Annotated in this window: 15 protein-coding genes; 3 read left to right on the top strand and 12 right to left on the bottom strand. The window is 60.3% G+C overall.

Annotated features, from left to right (window positions below; all coding sequences use genetic code 11):
* From SynMITS9220_RS11625 to SynMITS9220_RS11605, 5 genes are all read right to left on the bottom strand, one after another.
* Complete coding sequence (locus SynMITS9220_RS11625) at positions 1-144, bottom strand: chlorophyll a/b-binding protein (RefSeq protein ID WP_186989397.1); 144 nt, start codon at positions 142-144, stop codon at positions 1-3.
* Positions 145-213: 69 nt separating this feature from the next.
* On the bottom strand, positions 214-2,751 hold the full coding sequence (gene hrpB / locus SynMITS9220_RS11620; protein WP_186989395.1) for an ATP-dependent helicase HrpB: 2,538 nt from the start codon (positions 2,749-2,751) through the stop codon (positions 214-216).
* A 15-nt stretch (positions 2,752-2,766) separates the two neighbouring features.
* A complete protein-coding gene (locus SynMITS9220_RS11615; protein ID WP_186992290.1) occupies positions 2,767-2,943 on the bottom strand; it encodes a hypothetical protein in 177 nt (58 codons plus the stop codon).
* 55 nt (positions 2,944-2,998) lie between these two features.
* Positions 2,999-3,382, bottom strand: coding sequence for a hypothetical protein (locus tag SynMITS9220_RS11610; RefSeq protein ID WP_066911878.1), 384 nt, complete (start codon positions 3,380-3,382; stop codon positions 2,999-3,001).
* Positions 3,383-3,438: 56 nt separating this feature from the next.
* Positions 3,439-3,702, bottom strand: a complete 264-nt coding sequence (locus tag SynMITS9220_RS11605; protein WP_067096781.1) for a DUF2973 domain-containing protein — start codon at positions 3,700-3,702, stop codon at positions 3,439-3,441.
* A gap of 192 nt (positions 3,703-3,894) precedes the next feature.
* Between SynMITS9220_RS11605 and SynMITS9220_RS11600 the strand changes: the two genes are divergently transcribed.
* Positions 3,895-5,076: a trypsin-like peptidase domain-containing protein gene (locus SynMITS9220_RS11600; protein WP_186992185.1), complete on the top strand. Its 1,182-nt coding sequence runs from the start codon at positions 3,895-3,897 to the stop codon at positions 5,074-5,076.
* Positions 5,077-5,082: 6 nt separating this feature from the next.
* Here SynMITS9220_RS11600 and SynMITS9220_RS11595 read toward each other — a convergent pair whose 3' ends face one another.
* Together SynMITS9220_RS11595 and SynMITS9220_RS11590 are read right to left on the bottom strand one after the other, a co-directional pair.
* A complete protein-coding gene (locus SynMITS9220_RS11595) occupies positions 5,083-5,274 on the bottom strand; it encodes a hypothetical protein (protein WP_186992288.1) in 192 nt (63 codons plus the stop codon).
* Positions 5,275-5,389: 115 nt separating this feature from the next.
* Positions 5,390-7,114 (bottom strand): ABC-F family ATP-binding cassette domain-containing protein, encoded by a 1,725-nt coding sequence (locus SynMITS9220_RS11590; protein WP_186989393.1) that lies wholly within the window; start codon positions 7,112-7,114, stop codon positions 5,390-5,392.
* A 77-nt stretch (positions 7,115-7,191) separates the two neighbouring features.
* Between SynMITS9220_RS11590 and SynMITS9220_RS11585 the strand changes: the two genes are divergently transcribed.
* The gene (locus SynMITS9220_RS11585) at positions 7,192-7,362 is read left to right on the top strand and encodes a hypothetical protein (RefSeq protein WP_186989391.1); all 171 of its coding nucleotides are present in this window, start codon (positions 7,192-7,194) and stop codon (positions 7,360-7,362) included.
* Here the strand turns inward: SynMITS9220_RS11585 and SynMITS9220_RS11580 are convergent.
* Together SynMITS9220_RS11580 and SynMITS9220_RS11575 are read right to left on the bottom strand one after the other, a co-directional pair.
* A complete protein-coding gene (locus SynMITS9220_RS11580) occupies positions 7,340-7,567 on the bottom strand; it encodes a hypothetical protein (RefSeq protein ID WP_067096700.1) in 228 nt (75 codons plus the stop codon). The genes SynMITS9220_RS11585 and SynMITS9220_RS11580 overlap by 23 nt on opposite strands.
* A 63-nt stretch (positions 7,568-7,630) precedes the next feature.
* Entirely contained in the window at positions 7,631-7,945 is a 315-nt protein-coding gene (locus tag SynMITS9220_RS11575; RefSeq protein WP_186989388.1) for a hypothetical protein, read from the bottom strand.
* A gap of 140 nt (positions 7,946-8,085) precedes the next feature.
* On the opposite strand from SynMITS9220_RS11575, the gene SynMITS9220_RS11570 reads away from it, so the two are divergent.
* Entirely contained in the window at positions 8,086-8,379 is a 294-nt protein-coding gene (locus tag SynMITS9220_RS11570) for a hypothetical protein (RefSeq protein ID WP_186989386.1), read from the top strand.
* Positions 8,380-8,385: 6 nt separating this feature from the next.
* Here SynMITS9220_RS11570 and SynMITS9220_RS11565 read toward each other — a convergent pair whose 3' ends face one another.
* From SynMITS9220_RS11565 to SynMITS9220_RS11555, 3 genes are read right to left on the bottom strand one after another with little or no spacing between them, the layout of a single operon-like run.
* Positions 8,386-9,540: an anhydro-N-acetylmuramic acid kinase gene (locus SynMITS9220_RS11565; RefSeq protein WP_186989384.1), complete on the bottom strand. Its 1,155-nt coding sequence runs from the start codon at positions 9,538-9,540 to the stop codon at positions 8,386-8,388.
* Positions 9,541-9,548: 8 nt separating this feature from the next.
* Positions 9,549-10,253: a TrkA family potassium uptake protein gene (locus SynMITS9220_RS11560; RefSeq protein ID WP_067096688.1), complete on the bottom strand. Its 705-nt coding sequence runs from the start codon at positions 10,251-10,253 to the stop codon at positions 9,549-9,551.
* Positions 10,254-10,277: 24 nt separating this feature from the next.
* Positions 10,278-11,681 (bottom strand): TrkH family potassium uptake protein, encoded by a 1,404-nt coding sequence (locus SynMITS9220_RS11555; protein WP_115126604.1) that lies wholly within the window; start codon positions 11,679-11,681, stop codon positions 10,278-10,280.
* Positions 11,682-11,683 lie beyond the last annotated feature (2 nt).

Below are 11,683 nucleotides of genomic sequence, written 5' to 3'. Positions count from 1 at the left end.
TCAACCGAGGCCGATCTGGGACAGGATGCCCTGGCCGGTGAGCAGCTCGGTACCCAGGCCGATGACGAAGCCCATCATGGCCAGGCGGCCATTCCAGGTTTCAGCAAAGTTGACGAAGCCGAAGCGGGTTGCGTTGTCAGACATGGGTCGTGATCCGTGACTTCAGCCAATGTAACAAACAATGGAGTTTTGTTGCCTGTCGTGAATGCGACATTACGACCACTTCTTTGACTTGCTAGTGGGAGCAGCTGTCATCGGTGATTCCGGCCACGGGTGTTTCGGGTACCGGCCGCGCATCTCACGACGCACGTCGTCGTAGCTGCCGGCCCAGAAGCCCGCAAGGTCCTTGGTGCGCTGCAAGGGACGGCCAGCTGGGGACAGCAGTTCAAGGGTCACCGGCAATGCTCCGTTCAGAAGGATCGGTCCCTGGCTGCTGCCGAACATTTCTTGCAGCTTCACCGACAGCACGGCGTCGTCATCTCCGTAAGTCACTCTGGCGTCTCTGCCGCTCGGAATCCTCAGCCGCTCGGGAAGCAAGGTGTCCAGTTCCCGTCGCTGTGCCCAGCTGAGATCACTCCACAACGCTTCGATCAGGTCGTCGCTGTTCAGGTCTTGCCAGCTCCTGCAGCTCAGGCTGGCCTCTTTGATCCAGAGCTCAGGTGCTCTCTGCAGTTCTTGGAGTGTGCGATTGGGCCATGGCCCTCCCAGGTGGATGTGGGCGATCTGAAGGCGCCGACGCAGCTGTTCGCAGCGTTCAGTCCAAGGGAGAGGGTTGAGGCCATGGTCGCGAAGGTGCTGCAGCAACGCATGGCTCACCAGATCGGCCGAGGGGCGGGGCAGCTGCTGGCGCTGCAATTCGATCGCACCAAGGTTCAGCACTCGCTCAGCGCGGAGTCCCTGCTGTTTGTCGTTCCACACGACCTTTTCGTGCCACTCCCCCTGTTCAGAGGCGATGTCTTCGAGATAACGACGGCTGATGGGCACTGCCAGGCGAATGCGTGCATCGCGCTCCTTGAGATCAAGTCGGGCGATGGCCAGGGCCTCGGCGCTGCACAAGGGGTCTGATGTTGGCAGTAGAGCGCCACGACCCTGTCGCAGCAGGAATGCTCCTGGTCGTTCTGGTCGAGCCAGGGCAAGCCACTCGGGGAATGCCGTGGCGATCAGCCGGGCGACAGCGAGGTCCTCTGGGTCGTTCAAGGCCAACGGCGTCTCTGGTGGCTTGATCCCACGCAGCTGTCTTTGCCACTGCCGGCTCTGCTGGCGCATGCTGCCGAGGCCGTCGTGTCGATTGGAGCGCGCTGTGTCTCTCAGCCGCTGCAGACGATGGCCGATGTCACATCCATGATCCCGGCTTCCGGGGAGATCCCGTTCACTCAGTAGCGCAGCCAGATCGCAGGCCAGTGCTTCAAGTCCCCAACGCCTCGCTTGGATCAACATCAGCCCCAGCCTTGGGTGCATGCCGAACGCTGCCACTTGTTGGCCAATGGCTGTGATCCGCCCCTGATCCGTCAGCAGTTTTAGCTGCTTTAGCTGTTGCTGCCCTTCCTGGAACAGTGGTTTTGGTGGTGGCTCCAGCCAGTCGAGCTCTTCTCCCAGACCAGCACCCCACTGCGCCAGGTCAAGAACGGTGGGTTGTGGATCGGCCCGTTGCAGTTCCGGAGGGTCTTGGGCTGGTCGGCGTTGCTCGTCAGCCGCTGACCAAAGGCGCACGCAGCGTCCGGGTCCCTGCCGACCGGCTCGTCCCCGCCTCTGATCCGCGCTGGCAACGCTGGCTGGCACGGTCACCAACCCCTCCATGCCGGTGCCTGGATCAAAACGCGTGTGGCGATTCAATCCTGCGTCCACCACAAGGCGTATGCCATCCAGGGTGAGAGAGCTTTCCGCGATGGATGTCGACAGCACAATGCGTCCCTGCCAGCGCTGGTCGCAGGACCTGAGGATTTCGGTCTGAAGTTTGAGGGAGAGCTGGCCATGCAGTGTCAGCACCTGCCAGTTCTGCAGATGCTGCACTCCCATGAGCTTCTGCCTGCACCGTTCGATCTCACGCAGACCGGGGAGAAAGACGAGCACCCCAGGGGGAGTGTCTCCCGTGTGCCGACCCTGTTCGAGCTCGATCAATTCCTCCTCAAGCGCCCTGAGCACATGCGTTTCAAGCTGCTCTTTGTTGCGAGGCGGGCAGTGGCGTGTCTCCACCGGGAACGCTTTTCCCTGACTGGTGAGCGTGTCAGCAGCATCGAATTGAGCACTCAGCGCCTCGAGCTGGAGGGTCGCTGACATCAGCAGCAGCTTGAGATCCGGCCTCAGCAGGCGTCTGGCTTCTCGCAGTAGTGCAAGGGCCACGTCACTGTCGCGGCGGCGCTCGTGGAATTCATCGAAGATCACAACTGCCACCCCAGGTAGGTCGGGCTGTGACTGAAGACGCCGCAGGAACAGCCCGTCAGTGATGGCTTCGATGGTCGTGGCGTCTGAGCGTTGCTGTTCGTTGCGGACTGAGTACCCCACGCGTTTGCCCACTGGTTCGCCGATGGACTCAGCCAGTCGTGTTGCTGCCGCTTTGGCCGCCAGTCGTCGCGGCTCAATCAGCAGGATGCGTCCCTCAGCTCGCGGAGCGTCAACGAGTTCTCCCATCAATGCCAGAGGAACTCGGGTGGTCTTGCCTGCTCCAGGTGGTGCCTGAAGGATCAGCGTTCCTGAGCTGTGGAGTCGAGCGCAGAGCTCAGGCAGAAGACCATCAATGGGAAAGGAACCCAAGGGCGACGATCGGCGTCAGCTGACGAAGTTGAGTATCCCCAGCAGCAAAATGCTGGTCAATGCTCCCATTGCAGTGAGCAAGCGGATGAGCGGTGCGCTGCGATGTTTCAGCGTGGCCATGAAGAAATCCTTAAAGGCCGGTCCAGAGTTTTTTACCCCGATCTTGACCGGCTTGGCTGTATCTGTTGGCACGGCGTTACACGTGACGAGCTGCCGAAGGGAGACCGTGCCAGCAGCCTGAGGGCGGTCAGCGCACGTGGCGAGCCCCATCAACCGGGTGGTAATCCTCTCCGGTGAGTTCCTCGTAGACGATCGCAGGCAGTCCTGTCTCGAACATCGTCTGCAGGGCTTCTTTTAAGTAGGGGTTCCAGCCACCGGTGCTGACCTGGCCATGCCTGACAGTCCAGTCCCAGGTGCCCTGAAGATCCCTGGGGATTCGCCCTTCGCGGTCGCGTCGAGCGACAAGATCGAGTGATTCCACCAGCCCCACCTGGATTGGATCCTTGCCGTAGGCGGGCGTCAGGCTGAGTTCCAACCGCACAGGATCTTCCTTGAGAAGGCGCAGTCGAAAGCGGGGAGGGAGTTTCACGGATTTGATCACCGCGGCAACGATCCGTGTTCTTTGATCCAACAGGAGGTTCCCCCTACGAGTCCGAGTCGAGCTGCCGCGCAGCTTTCTTACCTAACCTATTCATTGGGGCGCACACCAGGTTCGCCAGCCTCATCTTCACCACTGAATCGAACGGTAAGTAGGTCCTCCTCGGTCAATCGGCCATCACCATCGAGCAGTTCCGGGTGAATGGTCACTTTGCCCGTTCGGTCTGAAGGGGTTTCAGTCGTTCCTGGAGAACGCACAGCTGCGCTGAATCCGCGTCCCATCACCCGGAAGGCTTGCCACAGCAAGGCCAGGAAGACCAATCCGTAAATCAGGGGAAAAAGACTGCTGATCATGGGATGACGGCGGTTGTCGAGCTGGGACACACCCTCTCTTGCCCCCCATCATCGCTATTGCTCGCCCAGTTGTGCTCGTTCATGGCGCATTGTTTGGTTGCATCTGGTCATGGAATCAAGGGAGAGCCCCCCTATCCGCAGTGGATTGACCTCATTAAGGTCAGTTTCTCGACATTCCTCATTGCCCTCTCCATGGCTGTGGCACCCACCATTTCTGTCAAGAAGCCGGCTCCGGTGACGCGTGTCCGCCGCAGGGTCGTGCCTTTGATGATGGGGCTGTCGTTGGCAGCTCCGGTTGGGCTGGTCTTACCGCAGCGGGGTGCTGTGGCCGCACCTCAGGTTCCAGCTTCAGCGGGTCTGGCAGCTCAATCCTTTGTGGCAGCGGCCGTGGCGAAAAGCGGTCCTGCAGTGGTCACGCTGGAAACGCAGCGAACGGTGCGAACAGCCCGTGGATCTGGGTTGCCAGATGGACTGTTAATGGATCCCTTCTTTCAGCGATTCTTCGGCTTGCAGGGCTCGGTGGCCCCCAGAGCCCGAGTCGAACGTGGTCAGGGCAGTGGTGTGATCTTCGATGGGCAGGGACTGGTACTGACCAACGCCCATGTCGTTGAGAACACGGATCGGGTGATGGTGGGATTGCCTGATGGCAGACGCGTGTCCGGCCAGGTGGTGGGTCAGGACTCGGTGACCGATCTCGCGGTCGTGAAGCTCCAGGGAGGAGGTCTCTGGCCAACCGCTCCGCTTGGCGATTCGGATCGGTTGCGTGTTGGCGACTGGGCCATCGCTGTCGGTAATCCTTTCGGGCTTGAGAACACCGTGACCCTGGGAATCGTGAGCAACCTCAACAGGAACGTGTCCCAGCTTGGAATCCAGGGCAAACGTCTGGATCTGATTCAGACCGATGCGGCAATCAACCCCGGGAACTCCGGTGGCCCTTTGCTCAATTCCGCGGGTGAGGTCGTGGGGATCAACACATTGGTGCGCTCGGGTCCTGGCGCAGGCCTTGGATTCGCGATCCCGATCAACAGGGCCAAAACGATCGCCTTGCAGCTGGTGAACCAGGGACGAGCCAGTCACCCCATGGTGGGGATCGGTTTGTCGACGATTCCAGCGTCAACGCCTGGCGGGACCGTGCCACCCGGCGCAGTTGTCCGCTCGGTGATGCCTGGTGGACCAGGAGCTCTGGCCGGCCTTCAGGTCAACGATGTCATCGTGTCAGTGGGCGGACAGGCCGTGCGTAATCCAGCTGAAGTGGTGACAGCCATTGATCGCAGCGGTGTTGGTCAGCCACTGATCCTCAGCGTGCAGCGACAGGGAAGGCAACTGCCAGTAACGGTGAGGCCCGTTGAGATGCGTGCTCTGAAGATGCCCTGATCTGGGTCAGGCGTCATCCGCATCCTTCAGTTGCTCAACGCAGCGTGTGATGCATTCACCATCGTCTAGGGAGCATGTGGTGATGCACTCGAAATAGGTTTCCACGGCATCCCATGTCTGCTCATGGTCGCCTGCTGGATTGGGGCTGCTCAGTTTGATGTCTTGGATACCGGCGGACTGAATTTCAGCGTTTCTCATCGAGTGCCGGGATCGGTGATGTCAGCCTATGCACACGTTCAGGGCGGGTAAAGCGAAATAAGTCTTCCTGCCTAACAGTTCGTGAAGTTTCGTCTTGCGTGCCGCTGGATTGGACTCATGCCGCACTTTTACGTTTCGCGTCTCGCTCTTTCTGCTTCTCGCGTTTGGCTTTTCTCTTTGCGTCCTGTTGCGCCTGCCTGAGGGCGGCTTCGGCGGCCTCTTTCTCCTCGGCTTTCTTTTCAACGTAATAGGAGTAGTCCCCTCGATAAAGCACGAGTTCGCCATCCCGCAGCTCAACGATGCGATTGGCCACACGGGAGATGAAATACCGATCGTGAGAGACGAGCAGTGCCGCTCCCTCGTAGGCGCAGAGAGCGTCTTCCAGCATCTGCTTGGCTGGGATGTCGAGATGGTTGGTGGGCTCGTCCAACACCAGGAGATTGCAAGGTGTCAGCAGCATCAGGGCCAGTGCAAGCCGTGCCTTCTCGCCACCGCTGAGCTTGCCGACCTCTTTAAAGACGGTGTCGTTGCTGAAGCAAAAGCTGCCCAGCAGCGAGCGCACCTGGGTCTGCGTCCAGTCCGGTACCGCTTCAAACATGGTGTCGATCACGGTTTTGCTCAGGTCCAGAGCCTCTGCCTGGTTTTGTTCGAAATAACGCGCGATCACGTTGTGTTCGCCTAGGCGGGCCGAGCCCTCGTCCGGTGACTCCATCCCCATGATCAGTCGCAGAAGCGTGGATTTGCCCGCTCCGTTCGGCCCGACAAAAGCAATGCGATCCCCTCGCTCCACCTCGAGTTCCGCTCCGAGAAAGAGGATTTGGTCGCCGTAGCTGTGGGTGAGGTTCTCCATCAGAGCGACTTGGGCGCCGGACCGGGGTGCATCCGGGAACCGGAAACTTGGTCCGCCAACGCTTTCGATCGGAGCGTCCACCAGCTCCACCTTGTCGAGCTGTTTTTCCCTGCTCTTGGCCTGGGTGCTTCGCGTGGCACTGGCTCTGAATCGATCGATGTAGGCCTGCTGGGTTGCGATCTCCTTCTGCTGACGGTCGAAGGCCGCCTGAGTCGCCTCCTTTTCCAGCTGCTTCTGTTCCAGATGCGCGGTGTAATTGCCGAGATAACTTCTGGAGATTCCCCTTTCGGTGGCGACGATCTGGTTGCAGACGCGATCGAGAAAGGTTCGATCGTGACTGATGACCACCAGGGCTGCTGTTTGTTCTTGCAGATAGCCCTCAAGCCACTGGATTGTTTCCACATCCAGGTGGTTGGTCGGCTCATCGAGCAGCAGTAGATCCGGTTCCTGAAGAAGAATCTTGCCGAGGGCGATGCGCATCTGCCAGCCACCCGAATAGTCTCCGACCTGACACTCCGCACTGTCTGGCGTGAAGCCGATCGTGGGCAGCAGCTTGTCGATGCGGGCATCCAGTTCGTAGCCATGCAGGGCTTCGAATCGGTTTTGCAGTTGTCCCAGCTCGTGGATCAACTCATCGAGGTGGTCGGGATTTTCAGCTGCTTGGTCAGAGCCCATTGCCTCCTCGACTTCGCGCTGGCGGTTCAGCACCGTGGCGGCTTCCCCAAACGCCTGAAAGAGTTCCTGCCGCACTGAGCGATTGGGGTCGACATCGAATTCCTGCTGCAGGAATGCGATGCGTGGTTCCCCCTGGCGAACGACCGAGCCGCTGGTCGGCTCTTCATGGCCCGCGATCAACCGCATCTGAGTCGATTTGCCTGCGCCGTTGACACCCACAAGGCCAATGCGATCACCTGGTTTGATCTCCCAGGTGACGTCCCGAAGCACTTCCCCTGTGGGATAGATCTTGCTGACGTGCTCGAGTCGCAGCACCGGCGAAGACGCGGAGAAACTCAATCATCTCGCGTCGAGGTGTGGGCAGACTGTGCTCATAGAGAGAAGCTGCGTTGATGCGAAGGCTGGAGCAGGTCGCCGCCCTGGTAGTGGCCGCAGGGCTGGCTCTGGTGAGTTACTGGTTGTTCTTCAGCTGGGCCGGGGGAGGTGGTAGCAGGGATCGTCTGCCTGTTCCGGCTTCACCCAGCCAGTCCAGCCAACTGATCAGAGACCGCCCCTCGCTTTGACCAGCCACTGTTTGCTGAGTTCGTCATCCAGGCTGTTGATGAACGCCTTGACCTCGTCATGGGTCACTGAAAGGTTCATCTGTTCTCCCACCTGACAGATGGTCTGAACGGCCCCGTCAGGATTCTGAAGAGCCTGCCTGAACAAGGCGCGTGTCAGATCCCGGTCCTGTTCGATTTTTGCGTAGAGCTCTGCAGCGTTGCTCATGGCGCACCACCATCTCCATCAACCCTATCCATGCCCGCCCTGAGCGCCCATGGACCTTCTCTGTTAGGCAGCCTGGTCGAGATCGGCTTCCTTGAGGCCGGCTGCGGAGGCATCCTCCATGCTGCGCGCATCCATGCAGAGAACCTTGCGGAGCTGCGCATAGTTGGCCGCCTGGGACATCCTTCCTTCCTGGACAGCTCCGTATTCAGCTCGCTGCAGCACATGGTGCAGGTGTGTGAGCAGATAGGAACTAATCACAGCCGAGACCAGTACATCGCTGTTTTCAGCGGCACGGCGGGATCGACGCGAGCCGCCAGCCCTTCGGTTGCGAGGGGCTGGCTGGCGGGTGCTGGGGGCCTGGCTGGTTGTGCGTGGCATGGCAGTCCTGGCGGAATCGTTGATGTGCAGTCCTGGGGTGATGAGCCGCGTGGAAGGGGTGAATCGATGACCGCATCATAGTGCTGGATACTACCCTTGCGCATCTCAGTACACTTTTAGGTATCTCTGCCTCACGGTTCGTGGCGACCCGCCAAACCTCATCCAGCGGGAAGCCGAAATCGCCCCGGATTCAGGTGGTTCTGCCCGAAGATCTCTGTCTTCGTCTCACGGCTCTTGCTGAGCAGGAGTCCCGAACCGTCAGCAACATGGCCAAAGTGTTGATTCAGCAGGGAGTTCAGAGGCTGGAGCAGGCGGGTTCCTCAGTGGTCCCAGCTCCGACATCCACGGAGCGATTGCGTTCAGCTCTCGAGGCGCAGCAGCCTCGTCGACTCCGGGGCGCTCCCAGGCGGTTGCGGTTGCACCGACCCGGTTGAGAGGGTTCAGGCCGGTTCGGCGCGGACCCCCAGAACACAGCTGCGTTGAGCTCCAGTGATCGATGGCGCATTGCCTGGATGATTGCGGTGATGCCACCAGGCCAGCAGCGCGAACACCAGGGCTTCGCGGGTCTCGCATGGCAGTCCCAGCTCGTCGCTTGGGTGCACTCTGAGGCCATGGCAACGCGCCTGCAATTCCCGCATCAGAGTTCTGTTGCGGCGCCCTCCACCGGCCACCACCATCTCTACTGGCAGGGGAAGGTCGAGATCGCTCAGATGCTGTAGATCCTGAGCGACCACTGCAGCTGTCAACGCTGTGAGTGTCGCCATCTGGTCTTCGGGGCAGGCCGGTTGAAGCTCGCTCAGCCTCCGTTCCAGATCCTTGCGACCGAACAGCTCCCGACCGGTCGACTTCGGTGCTCTCTTCAGGAAATAGGGCTCACGGAGCCAGCTCGTCAGCGGCTCATCCATCACCTGCCCCAGCGCAGCCATGGCTCCGTTCATGTCACAGCGCTCTTTCCCATCGCTAAAGACGGTCATCGCCAGGTCAATCAGGCTGTTGGCGGGGCCGCAGTCCCAGCCGAGCACAGGTTGTTTCCGGTCTGGACCGCGTGATGGGGGAATCAGGGTGATGTTGGCGATGCCGCCGAGATTCAGCAGTGCCCGCCAGCCTTTGATCCTGCCGATCAGAGCCGCATCAGCCATGGGTACCAGGGGTGCACCCTGCCCTCCCAGAGCCAAGTCGGCGGCTCGGAAGTCGTACACCACAGGTCGCTGCAGTATTCGTGCGAGCAGCGGACCCTGAAGCATCTGCCAGCTGCTCCCACGCCGGCTCTGGCCTCTTGTGTCGCAGTCAGGTGGGCGGTGCCAGATGGTTTGACCATGGCAGCCAACGAGGCTGGCTGAACGATCGGGATCGCATGCTTCAGCAGCCTTTGCCTGATGATCAGTGATCGCTTCAGCCAGTTCTAGAAAGGCCGCTGCAGGCGCTGCTTCACCCTGGGCCACGGCCAGCATGCGCTTGCGTAGATCTGAGGGATAAGGGCAGAAAGCGCTGTGGATCAGGGTCCAGCGTGGGCGGCTTGATCGTCCACTGAACTCAGCAAGAACGGCATCCACTCCATCGGCGCTGGTGCCGCTCATTAGCCCGAGAACGCGCATGATTCCGCTCAGGTGCGGGGGAGGTTCTGGAGGTCATCCGTCAAACCCATCACCACCAGAACGTGGCCTTCCATCAGAACGTGTGTTGCGGGTGGATTCACCATCAGGTCGGCAGCCGGGCCGGCTGCCAGCACATTGACGCGGTAGTTCTTACGCAGGTTGAGATCGCGCAGTGAGAGTCCAACAAAGCGCTCCGGCACTTTGATCTCCTCGATTGAGTTGAGCTCGTCGAGCTCCAACCGCTCCATCAGATTGGGACGAACTAGTTCAAGACCCAGGCGCTCTCCTTGCATCCGCGAAGGAAACACCACGCGGTCGGCACCAACGCGTTTCAGCATTTTTTCGTGCAGATCGCTGGTGGCCCTCGCAATCACCCGGCGCACTCGAGTGCCCTCGCTGTCTTTGGCGATCAGGGTGGCTGTGATGCTGGCTTCGATCGGTTCGCTGATCGCCACGACCACGGTGTCCATGTCGAGGATGCCGGCTTCCCTGAGCGATTCCTCGTCGGTGCAGTCGAGGACCCTTGCTTCGATCGACGGCTCGAGTTGCCGGAGTTCCTCGATCGCCTTCGGGGAACGATCCACAGCAAGCACGTCTGCTCCGCTCTGCATCAACTGGCGGCAAACAGCACTGCCGAAGCGTCCGACGCCCACGATGCCAAAGCTGCGGGGGTCGCTGTCTTCAGCAGGCGACCAGTGCCACCAATCCCTCATGGCATGAGCCCCAACGAGTCGCGTTCAGACATAGAGATCCTCACGGGGATAACCAATCCGATTCTGGCGCTGCAGCTGGTTTCGGTCGAAGCTCTCCCAGATGGCACTCAGCAGCAGCAGGATCCCCAGTCGGCCCACAAACATTCCCACCACCAGGATCAGCTGACCAAAGCGCCCGAGCTGTTCAGTGACGCCCAGATCCATCCCCACGGTGGCAAAGGCTGAGATGCAAGTGAACAGAAGTTCCAGGAAGGTGAGTGGCTCTTCGCCGTTCTGATTGGTGGTGAGGGCAAGAAGCAGTGCCATCACCAGCACAAACATCAGCGATGCCATCACGATGCTCACGGCCCTCAGCACCACCTTGTCGGGAATCTGACGATGCCGGATGACGACATCATCCTGACCGCGAAGTGTGGATCGCGTGGCGGCCATCAGTGCTGCCACCGTGGTGGTCTTGATGCCTCCACCAGTGCCTCCAGGGCTGGCTCCGATGAACATCAGGGCCATCAGCAGCAAGAGTCCGGAGTCGGAAACACTGTGTTCGGAGAGTGGAACAGTGGTGAAGCCCGCTGTGCGAGCACTCACGGATTCGAAGAGGGCGCTCATCAGCCGCTCAGGCCAGCCCATCGTGGTGAGGATGTGCCCTTTGGAGAGGGATTCAGTCAGCAGTAGCCCGAAGGTCCCGATCAGGATCAGCAGAATCGAGGTTCTTAGCACCAGTCGTGTGTGAAGACTGAGATTGCGGCGTTTAAGTCGTTGACGGTTGCTCCAGAGATCGCTGGTCACACGCCAGCCGAGTCCACCCAGAACGATCAGCAGCATGATCACGGCATTCACCACCCGATTTGTTCGGTAGCTCTCGAGGCTGTCGTTCCAGAGGCCGAACCCCGCGTTGTTGTAGGCCGAGATGCTGTGAAACACCGATGCCCACAGCCTTTCTCCACCCGCAGGAAGGTCTGAAAAACCGTAGGTGTAGAGCACAACGGCGCCCACCATGATCAGCACCGCTGCAGTGAGGGCAATGCTTCTGAACGTGCCGCCGACGCCACCCACGCCGAATTGATCGAGGGTCTGGCCACGATCCAGGCGACGTCGTAGGGAAGCTCCCCGCACCACAAATCCCTGCAGGAAGGTGGTGATCGCCATCAGTCCGAGGCCTCCCACCAGGATCATGACCGCCAGAACGCCTTGGCCGACGACGGTCAGATCCTTGCCGACGTCGATCACGGTGAGGCCTGTCACGGTGACCGCGGAGGTTGCTGTAAACAAGGCTTCCCAGAGTCCGACACTCGTGCTGGAGCAGAGCGGGCTGGACAGCAGCAGTGTCCCGAGGGTGATCACCAGCAATCCCGTCACCACCGTGAACTGGGGCACGGTGAGGCGCCGGTACCAAGCCTGAGTGCGATGAATGGCCCGAGGCAGTGCCATGC

Source organism: Synechococcus sp. MIT S9220 (genome assembly GCF_014304815.1).
Lineage (GTDB): Bacteria > Cyanobacteriota > Cyanobacteriia > PCC-6307 > Cyanobiaceae > Synechococcus_C.
Note: the sequence above shows the minus strand (reverse complement) of the source record. Positions and strands in the feature narration are given on the sequence as shown.